Raw genomic sequence first — 19,120 nt, 5'->3', positions numbered from 1 at the left:
TGAATTTAATTACTGTAATTTGATTAAAATTGATGAATAAACGCCCAGTTGGTTATTTAAACTGGGCGTTCTCTTTTTAACGAGATAAGACTTATTTTTTGTTAGCAGGGGTTAATTTAAATACCTTTTCATTCTCACCTAACCATTGGCGAGCCACTTGATTTATATCGTTAACAGTTAATGTTTTTATCATGGCAGGATCAGTGAGTAAACGCTGATACTGTTGGTCATCAGTTGCAACTTGTGCTAGAGCTTCTGTCCAATAACTTGCACTGTCATTTACCTGTGAATTTTCAGTTAGCCAGATATTTTTAGCCTCTTGTAACTCTTTATCTGTAATGCCTGACTGTTTTACTTCATTCACGACTTTACGAGCAAGAGTAATTAATTCATCAGCGCGCTCAGGTGATGCCGTAAAGTTTAAACGACCAGTATAGTAGCTTGTCGGCACTTTCGTTAACATTTCAGAAAACCCAAGTGAATAAATACCACCAGCTTTTTCACGTAGGTTGAGTCTTAAACGTTGACTGATCACGGTATCGAGTAAATTTAGCGCTAATACGCGTTGTTGTGACCATTGAGCAGGTGCTGCATATTGAATGCTAATCATGCTCTTATCACTACTTGCAATAGGATATGTTTTGCTAAACGAAGTCAGCTTTGGATTAATCGCAGGATCTGCCCAAAATAAGCGTTGCTCTGAACGTATTGGCAAACTCGCAATCCAACGTTCAACAAGCGGTTTAACTTGATTTAGATTGACAGGGCCACTGATAACTAATGTCATATCAGCAGGTTGTCCTAAGATCATTTGGTTTGTTTGTTGTAATTGTTGGGCTGTAAATTGTTTCCAAGTACCTTGAGATGAAACGACAAGGCGTTCACCATTTTGATAACTTTCTTTATTGATATTATCTAAGAATGTGCGTTCAACGGGGGTTTTTGAAAGACCTAATGCCATTGCTTGCTTTTGTTGCTCTAACTTCTCGCCATTAAACTGTGGAGAAGTCACTTTTAGATGCATTAATGTGAGTAAGGTTTCAAGTTCATCAATTGGCGCTTCGCCACGAAAACCATGGAATAACAGTTCGCTATAAGGGCGCAAGCTAATTTGGTGTTGCTTGGTAAATAATGCTAATTCACGCGCATTATAATTTCCATATCCACTGACTTCAGGTAGTTTTAACGCCCATTGCACCATCCCTAAGCTTTGATTGGTTTCAAGTGAAGAACCGCCCGGAATACGCAGTGAAACTTGAATATTATCTTTGAGATAACTGTCATTCTTCACAATCACTTTTACGTTATTGCTCAGTGTCCACTGTTGTGTTTTTTCAATAGGGAGTGATTGCGTGGAAACAATTGAACCTGTGAGTTCAGGTTTAATATCTAATACAACAGCTTGCGTTTTTAGGGTAAATGCGCCTGGATTTGACTGTCTAATTTCTTGCCAACGTTGTGCTGCTTTAGTTGCATTAAACAAACTAGCATCATTATCCGGACCAATCACAGCAACGCGTGGCGAAGATTGTTTTAGATATTGAGAAAAATAAGCTGACAATGTTTCAGGGGTCACTTTATTGATTAATTGATAGCTTAAATTGAGTGCCTGTTTTTTAGTTTGAATTGGCATTTCCAATTCAATGGCTGTGGTGATTTGGTTGGCTAAATAATCGTGCTCATAACGCTCTTCCCCCGCAGCTTGTTGGCTTAGGCGTTTTAGCATTGCGTTGCGAGCATTATCTAATTCTTCTTGAGTGACGGGTACAGAGGCGAGGCGTTGAACTTCTGTAAATAAGATATCTAATGCGCCTTGATAATCATTACCTTTAGGATGTGCAATCATCAATTGTTGTGAACGACGAGCATCTAACATTGCACCTTGAATATTGGCGCTAATAGACGCAATTAATCCATTATCAACGATAGTGGAGAAACGTTGATTTAAAATTGATAGCCATAATGAATCCATTAAATCTTCATATTGACCTTGGCGACTATTTAAAGGTGCTGGCAAAGTCCGTTGCAAGGTGAACTGTAAAATACGTGAACCTTGTTCTTTGTCGAAAATTGTTTTAACCAGTAGATCTTTATGGTCGATAAAATTGTGCCAAGCAGGATCATCAATTCCTTTGTTTTCGCTATTTTTAGCATTAAACAGTTGCTTAATATCGGCAATGGCATCGCCCTGATTAAAGTTACCGACCAGTACTAACGCCATTCTTTCTGGTTGATACCAAGTATCGTAATAGCGTTTTGCATCTTTTACATCGCCATGTTTAACAATTTCTAAATCGCCAATAGGATCACGATCCAGATAACGGCTACCGTAGTAACGCAATTCTTCTAACTGGCGGTTAATACGAAAACCAATACCTTGGCGTAAACGCCACTCTTCAACAATAACAGGGCGCTCTTTATCAAACTCAATAGGGTCAAATGTCATTTCAAATGCCCAATCTGATAAGATTTTTAACCCCGTCTTAATTTGGATCGGGTTTGCATTCGGTAATGACAGCTTATAAGTCGTCGCATTTAAACTTGTTACGGCATTGACATGACTACCTAATTTCATGCCAAGGCTTTCAAGTTGTTTAAAGCCCGTTGTTCCTGGAAAATGTGTTGTACCTTTAAATGCCATATGTTCAGTAAAGTGTGAAAAACCAAGCTGTTTTTCATCTTCTTGAACAGAGCCACTTTTTACCAAAAGACGCATTTCAACACCGGATTGTGGGCGTTGCAGTAAGTAGACGTCTAAACCATTATCTAGGGTAAAATGGCGAACATCAGGACGCAGTAATAACGTACTTTTGTCATTTTGATTAGGAGTGCTTGCCGCACACCCTAAAAGTGAAAGGCTGACTGAAACAATCAGTAACTTACGATACATATTCGGTAACTCCAGCAGGTTGAGAGGAGGACACGGTAGGGGCTTTGAGTGAAATCACATTATCTGCAATTAGATGTGTAAAACGCTGGTGGCTCACTAAGGCAATACCTGCGGTTGGCAGATGTTGTTTTAGCAACTGCAACATGTTCAATGCATTTTGTTCATCAAGTGCAGAAGTGGTTTCATCTAATAAAATAAGCGCTGGTTTATTGAGTAATAAACGGGCAAAAATAAGACGTTGTTGCTCACCGCCTGATAGACGTGTTGTCCAATCTGTTTCCAGTGAAAGTTGATTTTTTATTTTGTCTAAGCCCACCAAATGAAGGGCTTCTTCATACTCGTTAGCGGAGAACTGATTAGACTGACAAGGATAAGCGAGCAAGCTGTCTAAACGTGCAAAAGGCAGGTACATACGTTGTGGGATCCAACATACATTTGGCGAGCGTTGAATTTCCCCTTTGAAATAAGGCCAATGCCCACTTAATGCTCTAAGCAGTGTTGATTTACCTAAACCAGAGCAACCTTCAATAACGGTTAACTCACCTGCTTTTACAGAGAAATTAATATCTTGGATTAACAGGCTGTCATCTTGCATAAACAGAGAAAGATTAGCCTTCAATTTAATCTGTTTATCATTTAAATCTGTGACTTCTGGCTCATGATCGTACTCTAAAAGCACCACAAAATTATAAAGACGGGTCACCGTTGCTTGCCATGCAGCAATCTCTTTATATGAGAAAATAAACCAACTTAATGCACCTGCAACACTAGAGAAGGCTTGTCTTAATTGCATTAATCCCCCTAGCATTAACTCGCCAGCAAGGAATTTAGGTAAGGCAAAAATAATCGGTGCCATCGCAGTGGCTTGTTGATAGCCGACAGTGAAGAATGCCAGATTTCTTTCGTAGCGAATAAGGTTGTTCCAGTTACGAATGACCCCTAAAAAACGCCCCATTAATTCATTACGATCACTTATTTCACCACGCTGACCGGCAATCGCATCACCATGTTGTTTACGGGTGATGAGTGCTGTACGGTAATCAGCTTCTTTGCGTTGCTTATCCATATTAATTTTACGCAATGGTGAGCCAATAAACTGCGTAATGGTTATCCCGATAATGGTATAGATAATACAAGCCCAGAACATATAGCCGGGAATTGTCCACTCACTACCGCCTAATGTGAAAGAGATAGCGCCAGACAGTGACCAAAGAATGGTGGCAAAAGAGATAAGCGTGAGTAACGAGTGCAAGAATGTCACAGTTAAACGCATTGTTGATTCGATCAGTAAACGAATATCTTCTGCAATACGCTGATCCGGGTTATCAGGCTCTTGAGAAGTCAGTCTTAACATATAGTGTTTACTGTTTTTTGATAACCAGCGATCGAGCACTTGTTCAGTCATGCCTTCTCGCCAGCGAATAACCATTTTTTGGCGTAAGAAATCGCCCATGACTACCACAGTAATTAATCCCGCAATAATAATGATAAATTGTTGAAGAAGCTTGTAGAGTGCTTGTCCATCAAGTTGTTGTAATGCGTTATAGAAACTACCATTCCATTCATTCATTTTGACGTTAAACCAGACGGATGACAGGGTTAAGGTCAAAGAGACAATCAATAGAAACCAGCAGTAAAGGGCGGCACGCCGCCCCCAAAAAGGTGAAACTAAATAGAAAAATTGTTTTATTGTTTTCATTGCTTATTGGTCATATTTTTATTGTGTATCGACTTGGTTGCTCACATTAACTTCGTCAATTTATTAATAGTCGTAGCTGACTTGTAACCAGAACTGACGACCTGGTTCATACGATTTGTATTCTTTGTCTTTGTAAGTGAAGTGATCAGCAACGTTTCGAGTATTAAGAACGTTATTCACTTCAACAGAGATACCCACACCATAAGCAAACTCAGGTTGCCAGCTTAGTTTGGTATCCCATGTAAAGCGGCTGCTGTAATTTTGTTTTTTATAGGCATAAATATAACCAGCATCATCTGTTTTGATCGGGTTACCGTTATTGGTTTTTTCTGCTTGAGAGCGCCAGCTATTCCATTGCAATTGGTTAAACCAGGTCACATTCCATTCATCCCAAACGCTAGTGAGATCGGCTGTGATTTTTAATGGCGAGTTGAAATTACCAGAGGGTAGGTCTTTGGCATCAATGATTTTTCCATCATAGAACACTTTGTTTCGGTTAACGTTTTGAGTGTTTGGACTAAAATCGGCATAACCTGAATCTTTAGGGGTATTCGTTTTGCTTTGTTGCCAACTTATTGAAGCATTGAAAACATGATCCGCTTGTGCCAATTCCCACGGCTGACTATTTTTCACCGATAAAGTCACGGAATCGTGTGAACTACGACCATTATTATTAAATGCACGAATATTCATTTTTTCGTAATCGGTGCTATCAGGATATTTTGTATCACTACGCACTTCATCACGACCGTTACGATGAACGTATTGTAAACGCCAAGTGGTTGAGGCGATTTCTTGTTGTAAACCTAAAGTGAATTCATCGTTGTACGGTGTTTTTAACGAATCTAGGCCGTCAAAATCAGTACGGTTATACCATCTGGCATTAGATGATTCACACTCGAAGTAGCAGTGTTGCAAGCCTGCATTCTGTGCCCCATACAATGCATACGTTAACATGGAGCGACCGTAGTAACGGTTTACACCACCAATCAAGAGGGTATTACCTGTGCCCCAAATATCATAAGTCCCACTTAAACGCGGTGAAATATTGTTTCTTTGAACAAAATCATCTCTATCTAAACGAATACCAGGACGCAGGGTTAAGCGTTTATATTGAATATTGTCATCAAGATAGATTGCATAATTTGTATAGGTTGCACTATGGCTCCCTGATTGGAAGCGTGTTGTATTTGAACGTCCGCCACTCCACTCGTTTGTATCAGGATCAGTCATTCCCGTATAGAAGTAACTATAAAAATCTTTATCTCTGATATAAGAGCCTTTGGTTCTTGCAACTTCAAAACCGGTTGTAGGTTGGTGAATGGTTGAACCTAAGTCATAAGAGTTAAAACGCATTATTGCTTTAGTACTTACAGTTTCTTGATTACTCTTTAGATCACCCTGACCACCACTGTTATAACTTGTTGGTGTTGACCAACCAGTAATTGCATCATCTAAACGGATAAAGTAATTTTGATCATTCGTTCGTTTATCTTCTAATTTTTGATAACCCGTTGTTAATTCTAAAGTACCAAGATCTAATTTATGTTTATAAAGTGCAGTAAAACTTAAACCATTATGCTCATTATCATAGCCTGAGTTATAGACTGAACCTGAGAATAGATAGCTTTTATAACGCGCAATATTACTTGATAAATCAAGAGATTGAGTATCTGAAATATCCCAAGAGTATTTAATAAAATAATTATCTGAGGTACGAGTTTGGTCGCGATAACTTGCGTTTTGTTCAACTTGTTCTAATTGATAGTCAGGTGTATGGATAAAGCCACCAGCACTACTGATCATCATAGGAATGGTTGACTCACGGCGAGATGCAGAGAATATTAAACCGGTATGCTCAGTTAATCCTGTTTCAAACCAACCACCAAAGTTTTGTTTATCGTATTTTTTCTGGAATCGGGCTGGATTACTGACATCATTATTGGCTGTATCAAAATTCAGTTTTGGATCAGTAAAAATATTGTTCCAGCTTGAACGAGTCGTACGGTAATAGGCATTAGCATGGGTTTCGCCAGACCAACGACGACTCTGTACATCAACGGTACCGCCTGTAAATCCACCAAATTCCACCGGAATATTGTTATCGTAAACAGTAACACTATCAATTAAGCGACTATCAAGGTACATCCCTTGTTCATCACTACTAACACGCGTGTTGGTTTCACCATTACCTGAGTTGGCTGGGTCAAAGTCGTTGTTAAAACTGACACCATCAAGTTTGTAAGAGTTTTGATAACTACTAGAGCCGTGAATAGAAATACGTGAAGGTTTAATTTCACCTTGATTCATTGATGTGCTGTCATTATTGGAGAATTGAACAGCAGGGTTACTTTTGAGTAAATCAGTGATGTTACCATCACCCGTATTACGCTGTTTTATCTCTTCTGAAGTAATGTATTGTGGGGCTGAAACCACATCAGTAGCTGGGTGATAACTGCTACCAACACCCGTGACTTTAACTTCCGGAATAACAATCGCGTTAGTCGTGGCGAGAGGACGAATAACAAATCCACTGCCTTGTGGAATAATTTCTAACCCACTCCCAATTAAGACTTTTTGTAATGCGGTGTGGGTTTCAAATTGACCCGAAAGTGCTGGAGCACGTAGGTTTTTGACCGAACTTGCATCAAATAAAATTTGGACTTGTCCCTGTTTTGCAATAGCGCTTAATGAATCAGCCAAAGACTGTTCTGGTAAAGACACAGAAACGGTAGATGCATAAGCACAAGGTGCAGCAATAGTGGTACTTATTAGCAACGCTAACAGAGACCTCTTAAGGGCCCCTTTTTTGTTATTCATTTTCATTTCACCAATCCCATTCACTAACTTAATAATTGTTGTTACTAAGGAAGAGGGTGAAATGAGAATTATCCTCACCTGTAAAAAAGAATATTTTTCATATTTCTTTTTACTTGTTGATAATTAACGCATTATTTTTATCGGTAAAAACAACATTAACCGGCAATATAAGTGGAATTGCGGTAATAAACTCTTCGGCATCATTAATGTTAGCGATCCCTGAGACTTTCATTTTGGCAATGTCGGGTGAGGAAATTTGAACATTGATATCAAGATAAGGTTTGAGTTTGGTTATTACTTCATTCAATGGGCGTTCAAAGAAATGCAGTTGACCAAAACGCCAGCTTCCCACGGAATCAATATTGACCGAAGAGATAACCAAACTGTCACTGGCTAATGTGCTGGTGGCTTGAGAGCCTGCATACAAATAGGCTGGAGAAGATTTGGGTGTGGCTTTTACTTCGACAACCCCTTCATGGACAGCAACGTTAACTTGATTGTTATCATAGTGACTCACTTCAAATTCAGTACCAACAACTTTAATTAATTGGCTATCAGCATGAACATAAAAAGGACGATACGGATTTGATTTTACTTTGAAATAGGCTTGTCCTTTATCTAGCCATAATCGTCTTTCTTTTTGTACGTAAGCCACTCTGACCTGTGTATTTCTATCTAAATAGACTTTAGAGCCATCAGCTAAGGTCATTTCTTTTGGTGAATTGCTGGTTGCAAGCGTCATATTATCCATCAGTAATGCGGGTAAATGACTATAAGGGAGATATAAAACGGTGAGTAAACAAAGCGCAGCCGTGGTGTGGATCATCGGGCGCCAAGGAGAGTGTTTTTTCTTTTCAACCGTGGTTATTGTTGGTCGTGGTAATGTATCGCATTGGCGCCAGATACCTGCAATGTCCTGATATGCTTGCCGGTTTACATCATTTTCTATCCACACTTTAAACGCTTGGCGTTGTTTTGGGGTTATCCTTTGACTGTGTTGTCGGGTAAACCAAAGAGCTGCTTGCTCATCAGGTGATCCACTGAGTAATTCATCATCCGTTTCTAAAAAAAGAAGATCTGCTCCCTCATCTGTGTGAGGTTTAGTTTCCGGTATATTTTTTTCCGGCTTACTCATCATTCGTGCATTTCTCCTGTCCTGCATCGACATATCTTTTGCAATATAATAGGGCTGCTGCAATATGTTTTTCCACCATACTGATTGAAATATCCATCTGCTCTGCAATTTCGCTTTGTGATAAACCATCAAAACGATAAAGAACAAATGCTTCTCGGCGGCGTGGGGGCAACGTGGCAATTGCTTCACTAAGTAGATCTAAACGTTGTTGATGCTCAAGGACGTATCCCGGATCAAGCTCAGTAGTATAATTCTGAGCTGCATCATCTAATTCATAATCATCCTGATAGATATCTTTCTGCTTTTGATTTTTTCTCCAATGGTCAATCAAAACGTGGTTCGCTATTTTAAACAGAAAAGCACGCTGTTCTTGTACAGGTGTTTGTTCTTTTCTGTTTAGCCATAGTGTAAACACATCTTGAGACAAATCATCTGCATCATGGTAATTACCCGTACGTTTGTGGAAAAAACGCACAAGTTGTCCATAGGTTGATTGATAGGCACAACTAATTTTTTGTGCCAATGATTTATTGCTAGCCATAATCTCTGGTGTTTAAAAAAGAGTGAAATAATAAGCTCTTACTGCTTCTCAAGCGAACAAGTTATGATAATTATCAAGCTAATTTTTTATTGTATTATTAATAATAAGCAATATCATTTGTGTTTGTATTATGCCTATAATTCATCAGAAAGAAAATCAGAGGCAAGAATTATGAGTAGTATGTCGGCGACTTTCCCACGCCGTTGGTCGTTTTCTATTGGTGGATTAACTGCCAGTATTTTATTTCATGTAACGCTAGTTGTTGTTGCTATTGGCTGGATAACTTCTAAAGAGGAACGTTATGGTGTTTTACCACCCGCAATGACAATGGATCTTGGTATCTATCAATTGGCTCAGACAGAAACAAAAGACGTTCCGGTTGGGCCTGAAAAAGTGATGTCTGTTCCTGAGCCAGCAGAAACCGAACCAGAGCCAATTAAAGAAGTATTGGATCTGCCAAAAATGCCTGTGGTTGAACAAGGTACTTATGAACGCCTTCCTGAAAAGCCAAAAGTAAAGCCAGTGGTTAAACCAAAACCTGTTGCGGTAAAAGTACCTGATGATCTTCCTGTCTCAGAAGCTCCATCAGATATAACGAGTGCGCCAGCTTCTGGCTCTAATACAAGCAGTAGTGCTCAATTTAATAGTTTATCTTCCTCTTCTGTGAGTGGACAAATAGGGTGGGAAAGTTTGGTTCATAGCCATATTAATACCTATAAACGCTATCCACGAACAGCATTGCGTTTTAAAGCAACAGGCGTGACACAAGTTTCTATTATGTTAAATGCAAAAGGTGAGTTATTGGATGCGAAAGTGGAAACATCCTCAGGTAATCGTATTCTTGATAAAGAGGCTTTAAATACCATTAAACGCGCTTCGCCATTTCCAGCACCTGAAAGCTATCGTTTAGTCAATGGAAATATTTCGTTTACCGTACCTTTAGGTTTTGATTATAGGCAAGAGAGTTAATTATTACTGTTCTACAATTAGTTATTAAATTTTAAACTAATAAAATAGAAAAAAGCAGAGAATAATCTCTGCTTTTTTGTTATCGAATAGAGTAAATAAATGCGATTATTTGCTCATACGTTTGTACTTCATGCGACGAGGCTGAATAGCATCGTTACCTAATGTACGCTTTTTATATTCTTCATATTCGGTAAAGTTACCTTCGAAGAATTCCACTTTACCTTCATCTTGGTAATCGATGATATGTGTGGCAATACGGTCAAGGAACCAACGGTCATGGGAAATAACCATGGCACAACCTGGGAACTCTAACAGGGCATTTTCTAATGCACGTAAAGTTTCAACATCGAGGTCGTTGGTTGGTTCATCGAGCAGTAACATGTTACCGCCAACTTGTAGCAGTTTAGCTAGGTGTAAACGACCACGCTCACCACCAGAAAGTTCGCCAACACGTTTACCTTGGTCAACGCCTTTAAAGTTAAAGCGACCCACATAGGCACGGCTTGGAATTTCAAAGTTACCAATACGCATAATATCTTGGCCACCGGAAACTTCTTCCCAAACCGTTTTACTGTCATCCATGCTGTCGCGGAACTGATCAACAGAGGCTAACTTAACAGTATCACCTAGTACTAAAGTACCTGAATCGGGTTGTTCTTGGCCGGAGATCATACGAAATAGCGTTGATTTACCCGCACCGTTAGGGCCGATAATACCAACAATAGCCCCTTTAGGAATAGAGAAGCTTAAATTATCAATCAGAACGCGATCACCATAAGATTTTGTTAGATTATTAATTTCTAACACTTTATCCCCTAAACGTGGTCCAGGTGGAATAAAGAGTTCGCTGGTTTCATTACGTTTTTGATAATCAACGCTATTAAGTTCTTCAAAGCGAGCCAGACGAGCCTTACCTTTTGCTTGGCGGCCTTTAGGATTTTGGCGGATCCACTCAAGTTCTTTCTGAATTGATTTATGGCGAGCTGCTTCAGTTGCGGCTTCTTGTTCCAGACGTGCGTCTTTTTGCTCTAACCATGAAGAGTAGTTACCTTCCCATGGAATACCTTCACCACGGTCAAGTTCTAAGATCCAACCCGCTACGTTATCTAGGAAGTAACGGTCGTGCGTGATTGCCACAACAGTACCTTCATAATCGTGTAAGAAGCGTTCTAACCATGCTACAGATTCTGCGTCTAAGTGGTTAGTAGGTTCATCTAATAACAGCATATCTGGTTTTTCTAACAGAAGACGACAGATAGCGACACGGCGGCGTTCACCCCCTGAAAGTTTCTCAATTTTAGCGTCCCACTCAGGTAAACGCAGCGCTTCTGCTGCACGCTCTAATTGGTTTTCAAGGTTATGACCATCATGAGATTGAATAATCGCTTCTAACTGACCTTGTTCTTTTGCTAATTTATCGAAATCAGCATCAGGATCGGCATAAGCCGCATAAACTTCATCAAGGCGGTTTAATGCGTTTTTCAGTTCGCTAACGGCTTCTTCAACGGCTTCACGTACGGTATGTTCAGGGTTTAATTTTGGTTCTTGTGGTAAGTAACCAATTTTAATGCCTGGTTGTGGACGTGCTTCACCTTCGATATCAGTATCAATACCTGCCATGATGCGTAGTAATGTTGATTTACCTGCACCATTTAGACCAAGCACACCAATTTTCGCGCCCGGGAAGAAGCTGAGTGAAATGTTTTTAAGGATATGTCGCTTTGGTGGGACAATTTTCCCGACACGCAACATACTATAAACGTATTGAGCCACTATAATTACCCTTTGATTATAAAAGAGATTTTCTCTGAGGTGCCATTTTTCGCGATAAAAACAAATTTTTTGTAATTAAGCCGCGTTTTTAGAGCACCTAAATGAACAATAGCAAAGTCAATGTCAGTAATTTGCCAAAGACCCGAAAATGATGAAAGTCGCCAGTATACCCGATTTATAAAAGAAAACCTTAGTCAAAAGAGAGGTTTTTCTCAACCTTTCGTGCTTCTTCTGAAAGTGAAGAAAATTTCTGTTAAAGAGGGGAACTTACATTGTTAATGATTATCATATTAGCTAATGTATTCACTCTTTGGTGGTTTTATTTGAGGTGGGAGAAATAACGTGGTGAAGCAAAAGTGGTCGTTAACATTCGCAATAGGGGCATTGTGCTTTTCTGCATGGGCACATGCTGACTCATTAAGTGAACAACGTGCTCGTTATCAAGAAATTAAAGCAGCGTGGGATCTAAAAAAAACAGATGAAGTCGAAAAACTACTGCCTACATTGCAAGATTACCCACTTTACCCCTATTTAGAATATCGTCAAATCACAGATAATCTTGATATTGTGGCACCGGCGGTTGTTTCTGAATTTGCTGAAAAATACCCGACACTCCCTCCTGCAAGAGCGCTTCCATCGCTGTTTGTGAATGAATTAGCGAAGCGCCAAGAATGGCAAAATTTACTGACTTTTAGTCCAAATCCACCTAATCCTAAAGCAGCAAGATGTAATTACTATTATGCAAAATGGGCAACAGGTGATATTCAAACAGCATGGATTGGGGCTAAAGAAGCATGGCTAAATGGTACTTCAATGCCATCAAGTTGCGATCCTCTTTTTGATGAATGGCAAAAAGCGAATCAATTAACACCAGAATTAGTATTAGAACGAATTCATTTAGCGATTAAAAATGGTAATACAGGGCTGGCGGCTTATTTAGCAAGACGCCTTCCAGAAAATTATCAAACCATTAACGATGCCTTGGTTGAATTACAAGACTATCCAAACTTAGTTGGGCGCTATGCAACCGCGCTTTCACCAACCGATTTCACTCGTTCTATCATACAATCGGCATTTTCACGTTGGGCAAGAAAAGATGCAGATGCGGCTAGAGCGCAACTGGATAATATTGCACATGCCCAAAAAATGACGGCGAGTGAACGCCAGTTAATGCGTGATACTGTGGCATGGCAATATATGCCTTATGCCACACCTGAGCAGGTGAAATGGCGTGATAGCGTTATTCAAGATACTGCATCAGATACACTGCGTGAACGTCGTGTACGCCTAGCATTAAGCCAAAACCAACCAGCTGAATTGGCATTGTGGTTAGAAAGACTTTCTCCTGAAAGTAAAAATAAGGAAGAGTGGCGTTATTGGCGTGCAATGGTATTGCAATCTCAAGGTAAAAATAGCGAAGCTCAAGCTATTTTAGAAGCGCTGACGCAAAATCGTGGTTTTTACCCAATGGTTGCCGCGACCAAATTAGGTAAGCCTTATGTGATGGTGATAGATAAGGCACCAAGTGTTTCATCAAGTATCTCTAATCAGCCAGAAGTACAACGTGTTCGTGAATTAATGTATTGGCAAATGGACAACTTAGCGCGCTCAGAGTGGGCAAACTATGTTGCTTCGCAACCCGCACAAATACAGTCTGAATTAGCACGTTATGCATTTGAACAAAAATGGGCTGATTTAGCCGTGCAAGCCACCATTACAGGAAAAATGTGGGATCACTTAGAAGAACGTTTTCCTCTTGCCTGGAAAAATGAGTTTGAGCAATACACGAAAGATAAATCGATAGACCGTAATTATGCGATGGCGATAGCCCGTCAAGAAAGTGCGTGGAACCCACAAGCACGCTCTTCAGCGGGTGCAACAGGTTTAATGCAGGTAATGCCAAAAACAGCAGAATTTACGGTAAAACAAGCAGGTATTACGGGGTATGTAAGTAGCGCACAGTTAACCAATCCTGTGAAAAATATTGAGATTGGTACGGCTTACCTTGATTCTGTTTATCAACGTTTTAACCAAAATCGTATTTTAGCAAGTGCTGCGTATAATGCAGGACCTGCACGTGTTGATCGTTGGTTATCTGATGCAAATGGCCAACTAGATGCGATTGCGTTTGTTGAAAGTATTCCTTTTGCTGAAACACGAGGCTATGTCAAAAATGTGCTCTCTTTTGCTGTTTTCTATAGCTATTTTGCCGGTGAACAGCAGCCGGTTTTGACTGAAAATGAGTGGAATAGTCGTTATTAAGGGATAAAAAGGCGATTTGTCGTGGGAGCCTCTTGGTACATTAGCAAAGTATGATATAGTTTGTACTAGTTAATGAGTGTGGCAAAAGAGGTTTTCACGATGCAAGATCCTGCATTATCACCTGAAGAGAATGAGCACTGGCTAAGATTTGTTGAGTTATTACAACATGCATTTGAGCAAGATGTGCACTTTCCTATTTTACAACTTTTAATGACACCTGATGAACGTAGTGCTTTGGCAACACGAGTTCGCATTGTGCAAGAGTTAATGCGAGGGGATTTAAGTCAGCGTGAGTTAAAAGAAGAGTTAGGCGTTGGTATTGCCACCATCACTAGAGGCTCTAATAGCTTAAAAACAGCACCACATGAAGTGAAGTTATGGCTTGAAAAAGAGCTAATGACGAAAAAATAGTTGCATTATAATAATGTGAGCTAGAAAGATAAAAAGCCATTTAATCAAATAATTAAATGGCTTTTTGCTTTCTTTTCTACCTAAAAAAACACATCAGATTAATAATTAATCTTCTTTTTGATTGAGTTCTTTATAAATATCGTGAGTGACAGGTACTAATGCCAGAACTAATGCTTGTTGATACACAGAGGTGCGACTGAGTAAGCCATCGGTAAAATAACCAATCGCACCGCCACGCTGTTTAATATTGTCAATTTTTGTTAAGAAAGCCATTTCATCGCCAAGCTCACGACCTTCACGGATCCCCTTTAAGATCTGTTCGGGTAACATAAGACTTGCTGAGCGTGATTCCCCACGAATTTGTCCATGTTCGACAACAATCCAAGCAAAGGTCATATCATCTTCAATACCGGCTTCGACGCCAACCCAAAAATCAGCTTCAGGGCGAACTTGACGAGCAGCCATCACACGTTGGCGTGCGCCAGTTCTCGTTTCTGTATTTCCGATAGGTTGCTGTGGAACACGACTATCGACATTAATATCTTCAATATCAAAGGTATCTTTACCGAACACTTGCTCAAAAGCGAGTTTTATCGCGTTGATTTTTGCTGGATTCGTAGTGGCTGCAATGACATGATACATAATGAATTAATCATCCTTTGAAAAATTAGAGCAGTATAACGGAAAAAATGTATGTTACAGGTCTATCTTGTTCGCCACGGTGAAACTGAATGGAACGTGGCGAGACGTATTCAAGGGCAATCTGATAGCCCGCTAACAGCGAATGGTGTGCGTCAAGCACAGCAAGTTGCTGAAAAAGTAAAATCAGCAGGCATTACCCACATTATCTCAAGCGATCTTGGTCGTACTCGTCAAACGGCAGAAATCATTGCACAAGCTTGTGGCTGTGAAGTGATAACTGACCCACGTTTACGTGAACTCAATATGGGCGTTCTTGAACAGCGAGAGATCGCAACATTAAAGACACAAGAAGAGGTTTGGCGCAAGAGTTTGATTGATGGTACACCTGATGGACGAATTCCCCAAGGAGAATCAATGACAGAATTAGCAAGTCGTATGCAGGCTGCACTAAATCAATGTCTTGATTTACCCGAAAATAGCCGTCCACTCTTAGTGAGTCATGGTATTGCTTTAGGGTGCTTATTGAGCACAGTATTGGGATTACCTGCATATGCAGAACGCCGTTTAAGACTGCGTAATTGCTCAATTTCACGTGTTGATTATCAAAATAGCCCTTGGCTTGCTAATGGTTGGGTGATTGAAACGGCGGGTGATGTGAGTCATCTTACTGATACAGCATTAGATGAAGTTCAACGCTAAAAAGTAAAAGCTCTCTTTGACGCAACTATCAAGAGAGCTTTTTCTTATGCCATTACATCTTCACGTTTAATGGGGATGTAATATTCAAATCGTTCAATATGATCTTGTGGTTCAGTCACCATCTCATTGCTGTAACGCACATTTTTAAGATAGTATTTTTCGACGTCATAACCTTTACGGCGAGTTAATCCCATTTTCGGTAAACAAACACCATAAATCAGGAATAAAAACTCCTGCATTGCCCCTCGTTTTGCCTCACCTTCGAAATCAAAGCGAATGTAATCACCTCCTGCTAATGAGACTTCATGGGCTGCATCATCCTCAATAAATGTTGCATAGTCAGGCTCAACTGCAGTGGTATAAAGCACACGTTGCTCATCTTCATGTTCATCACTATGTTGTGCATGATGAAGACCATAAACTTGGTGAGGGACCGCATTTATTTTGCTCATATAATAACGCCAGAATGTTTGGCGCATATCGGAACAAGCTTCAGCCCATTGCTCAAGTGTATGGCTACATGTTTGCTCAATACCAATAAGTTTTTTCTCAGGTAATTGTACAAATTCCCATTTTGGTAATTTTTGAGGATCTAAAGTAATAGGCGGACAAATTCCCACTGCGCACCATTCATCAGTGCGACGATAAAGTGCTGGAGTTCTATTAAATTGCTTTTTAAAAGCACGGGTAAACGTCTGTTGGGAATCAAAACGATATTGCAAAGCAATGTCTAAAATGGGGCGACTCGTTAAACGTAATGCAACAGCCGCGCGAGATAGACGCCTTGAACGAATATAAGAACCAATCGCTTGTCCTGTAACTTCTTTAAACATGCGTTGTAGATGCCACTTGGAGTAACCCGCTTTGGTTGCGACATTATCGAGGGATAATGGTTTATCGAGGTTACTATCAAGCCAAGTGAGCAAATCACGTATGATGTTGGTTTGATCCATACATCTCCCTTAGTCATATTCGTTTGTTTATTGCTGTAGATGGTAAATAGCCTGAACATCTATAACAAGTTATATTGTTAGGCAATCGTAAAATATAGTCTTTTTCATCGACTAATGTACACAAATTCTTCTATCAGTTAGTAATAGATTGTTTTATTCTAGACGAAACTATTCTCTCATCTTTTCAATGGAACAAGGTAAATATGTTAAATTTCAAAAAGATGCTAGCAGTGTCTATCTTACTCCCTTTTTCTTTGATGGCAAAAGCGGAAGAAATTGGTTACGTCGATACGGTATTCAAGTTTTTTGGTGCTAACCATAAAATTGTGATTGAAGCATTTGATGATCCTGAAGTTAAAAATGTGACTTGTTATTTAAGTCGTGCAAAAACAGGTGGGATCTCAGGAAGTCTAGGCCTTGCTGAAGATACTGCTGATGCGGCGATATCTTGTCAGCAAGTTGGGCCTATTGAACTAAGCGAAAAGGTTATTAAAGGAAAAAACCGAGGTGATGTTGTTTTCCAGAAAAGAACATCGCTAGTATTTAAAAAGCTTCAAGTTGTGCGTTTTTATGATAAAGAGCGTCATGCACTGATTTACTTAACTTATTCCGATAAGGTGATTGATGGCTCACCAAAAAATGCGATTAGTGCAGTACCTATTATGCCATGGAAAGAGTGATTCTTATTTGCTAGAGGAATTAATGATTAATAAAATTAATACGAATAAGGTTTAAAATTTTTTTTAAAAACAAGTTATATTTTTTTCAAAATAGTTGCTGAGATCAATTTTAACCTTTTGTTATTTTATTAATCCATTTTTAGATAAAAGAAAACCCCTGAATATCATTCAGGGGTTTTTTGTTAGTTAATTGATTGATATTGTATCAAATCACTCGTCTAAATCACCACAAAAGCGATAGCCTTCACCATGAATTGTTGCAATGATTTCTGGTGTATCAGGTGTTGACTCAAAATGCTTACGAATACGACGGATAGTTACGTCAACAGTACGATCATGAGGTTTCAGTTCACGACCTGTCATTTTCTTCAGTAATTCTGCGCGAGTTTGGATTTTTCCTGGATTCTCGCAGAAATGTAGCATCGCACGAAATTCACTGCGTGGTAATTTATATTGTTCACCAGCAGGGCTGATTAGTGAGCGACTGTTAATATCAAGCTCCCAACCATTGAATTTATAGCTCTCGACTAAACGGCGTTCTTCTGTGCCATTAACTAAATTCATGGTACGTGACAGTAAGTTACGTGCACGAATCGTTAATTCACGAGGGTTAAATGGTTTAGTAATGTAATCATCGGCACCAATTTCTAGGCCTAAGATTTTATCAACTTCATTATCACGACCCGTTAGGAACATTAATGCAACACTTGCCTGTTCACGTAATTCACGAGCAAGTAGCAGCCCATTTTTACCAGGAAGGTTAATATCCATAATGACCAGATTAATATCATGATCAGATAGAACATTGTGCATTTCATTGCCATCAGTGGCTTCGTGTACGATATACCCTTCAGCTTCGAATATGCTTTTCAGGGTATTACGAGTAACAACTTCGTCTTCAACAATCAGAATGTGCGGGGTTTGCATATTTGCTACCTAAAATTACCAAAAATAGAAAAAGGAAATCTGTGTTTAACTTCTGTGTGCGCTTGTGTGGTTATTCATTTTTGTTATTAGCACGTAAAAACTAGACCCAGATTGAAATTCGATAAATAACCATCACGTTATTACAAAACTTGCAAAATTAATCGATAATGGACGTTAAAATCAGAATGCAAAACGCCCATAGTCTATTAACAGCAATATAACACCAGTTGTATTAAATACCATCTAAAAAGCTAACTTTTGTTGACACATATCAAAATCAAGATAACAGCTTAACCTTGATTTCAATAGTTAACTATATAATTTGATTTATGTAATGTAAAAGAAAAATATATGTTAAATATAGTGAGGTTTATTTTTTTTGCCAGTTTTGTTACACAAATTAAAGTAGCATAAAATACCTTATTCCTTATAAAAGTACAAATGCCCAAATAACTCTAAGATAGTAGCCTTATTTTCTTTACTTATCCCTTTGTGATAGTAATTTATATACTACAATAGGGGTAAAATTCGAATAAATTTCATTTAAGTCTAATTTGTTTTTTAGTAAAAAAAGAGAAAAAGTTTGACATCTCTCTCGCTTTGCTTTAACCAGTATATAGTCAAACTAATTTTGAGACAGACAGGATAGTTATGCGCATTTACAGCCAAGCTAACATGACAATTATTACCACCACCACCGAGATCTTATATCGCGGGGC

General features: G+C 39.2%; 14 protein-coding genes. 5 read left to right on the top strand and 9 right to left on the bottom strand.

What is annotated here, in order from left to right:
- Positions 1-91 precede the first annotated feature (91 nt).
- From DK861_RS04355 to DK861_RS04335, 5 genes are all read right to left on the bottom strand, one after another.
- The gene (locus DK861_RS04355; protein ID WP_109399342.1) at positions 92-2,890 is read right to left on the bottom strand and encodes an insulinase family protein; all 2,799 of its coding nucleotides are present in this window, start codon (positions 2,888-2,890) and stop codon (positions 92-94) included.
- A complete protein-coding gene (locus DK861_RS04350; RefSeq protein WP_109399341.1) occupies positions 2,880-4,589 on the bottom strand; it encodes an ABC transporter ATP-binding protein/permease in 1,710 nt (569 codons plus the stop codon). The genes DK861_RS04355 and DK861_RS04350 overlap by 11 nt, the downstream gene beginning before the upstream one ends.
- 63 nt (positions 4,590-4,652) lie before the next feature.
- Positions 4,653-7,415, bottom strand: a complete 2,763-nt coding sequence (locus DK861_RS04345) for a TonB-dependent receptor (RefSeq protein ID WP_109399340.1) — start codon at positions 7,413-7,415, stop codon at positions 4,653-4,655.
- Positions 7,416-7,518: 103 nt separating this feature from the next.
- Complete coding sequence (locus DK861_RS04340) at positions 7,519-8,547, bottom strand: FecR domain-containing protein (RefSeq protein WP_239452131.1); 1,029 nt, start codon at positions 8,545-8,547, stop codon at positions 7,519-7,521.
- Positions 8,537-9,085 carry an RNA polymerase sigma factor gene (locus DK861_RS04335; protein WP_006535272.1) on the bottom strand — a complete coding sequence of 183 codons (549 nt, stop codon included), beginning with the start codon at positions 9,083-9,085 and terminating at the stop codon, positions 8,537-8,539. The genes DK861_RS04340 and DK861_RS04335 overlap by 11 nt, the downstream gene beginning before the upstream one ends.
- A gap of 171 nt (positions 9,086-9,256) precedes the next feature.
- On the opposite strand from DK861_RS04335, the gene DK861_RS04330 reads away from it, so the two are divergent.
- A complete protein-coding gene (locus DK861_RS04330) occupies positions 9,257-10,054 on the top strand; it encodes an energy transducer TonB (RefSeq protein WP_006535271.1) in 798 nt (265 codons plus the stop codon).
- 105 nt (positions 10,055-10,159) lie between these two features.
- On the opposite strand, the gene ettA is transcribed toward DK861_RS04330, so the two are convergent.
- Positions 10,160-11,827: an energy-dependent translational throttle protein EttA gene (gene ettA / locus DK861_RS04325; RefSeq protein WP_072063740.1), complete on the bottom strand. Its 1,668-nt coding sequence runs from the start codon at positions 11,825-11,827 to the stop codon at positions 10,160-10,162.
- A 342-nt stretch (positions 11,828-12,169) separates the two neighbouring features.
- On the opposite strand from ettA, the gene sltY reads away from it, so the two are divergent.
- Positions 12,170-14,089 (top strand): murein transglycosylase, encoded by a 1,920-nt coding sequence (gene sltY, locus DK861_RS04320; protein ID WP_006535269.1) that lies wholly within the window; start codon positions 12,170-12,172, stop codon positions 14,087-14,089.
- Positions 14,090-14,161: 72 nt separating this feature from the next.
- Complete coding sequence (gene trpR, locus DK861_RS04315; RefSeq protein WP_229096474.1) at positions 14,162-14,500, top strand: trp operon repressor; 339 nt, start codon at positions 14,162-14,164, stop codon at positions 14,498-14,500.
- 105 nt (positions 14,501-14,605) lie between these two features.
- Here trpR and yjjX read toward each other — a convergent pair whose 3' ends face one another.
- Entirely contained in the window at positions 14,606-15,142 is a 537-nt protein-coding gene (yjjX, locus tag DK861_RS04310; RefSeq protein ID WP_023580954.1) for an inosine/xanthosine triphosphatase, read from the bottom strand.
- Between the two features lie 51 nt (positions 15,143-15,193).
- Here yjjX and gpmB point away from each other — a divergent pair, with 51 nt between their 5' ends.
- On the top strand, positions 15,194-15,841 hold the full coding sequence (gpmB, locus tag DK861_RS04305; RefSeq protein ID WP_006535266.1) for a 2,3-diphosphoglycerate-dependent phosphoglycerate mutase GpmB: 648 nt from the start codon (positions 15,194-15,196) through the stop codon (positions 15,839-15,841).
- A 44-nt stretch (positions 15,842-15,885) separates the two neighbouring features.
- Here gpmB and robA read toward each other — a convergent pair whose 3' ends face one another.
- Positions 15,886-16,794 carry an MDR efflux pump AcrAB transcriptional activator RobA gene (gene robA / locus DK861_RS04300; RefSeq protein ID WP_109399339.1) on the bottom strand — a complete coding sequence of 303 codons (909 nt, stop codon included), beginning with the start codon at positions 16,792-16,794 and terminating at the stop codon, positions 15,886-15,888.
- Positions 16,795-16,997: 203 nt separating this feature from the next.
- Between robA and creA the strand changes: the two genes are divergently transcribed.
- Positions 16,998-17,474, top strand: coding sequence for a protein CreA (gene creA, locus DK861_RS04295; protein WP_036932992.1), 477 nt, complete (start codon positions 16,998-17,000; stop codon positions 17,472-17,474).
- Positions 17,475-17,684: 210 nt separating this feature from the next.
- Here creA and arcA read toward each other — a convergent pair whose 3' ends face one another.
- Entirely contained in the window at positions 17,685-18,401 is a 717-nt protein-coding gene (arcA, locus tag DK861_RS04290) for a two-component system response regulator ArcA (protein WP_006535263.1), read from the bottom strand.
- Between the last annotated feature and the right edge of the window lie 719 nt (positions 18,402-19,120).

Source organism: Proteus sp. TJ1640 (assembly GCF_003144445.1).
Lineage (GTDB): Bacteria > Pseudomonadota > Gammaproteobacteria > Enterobacterales > Enterobacteriaceae > Proteus > Proteus penneri.
This window is presented reverse-complemented; position numbering and strand designations above follow the sequence as displayed.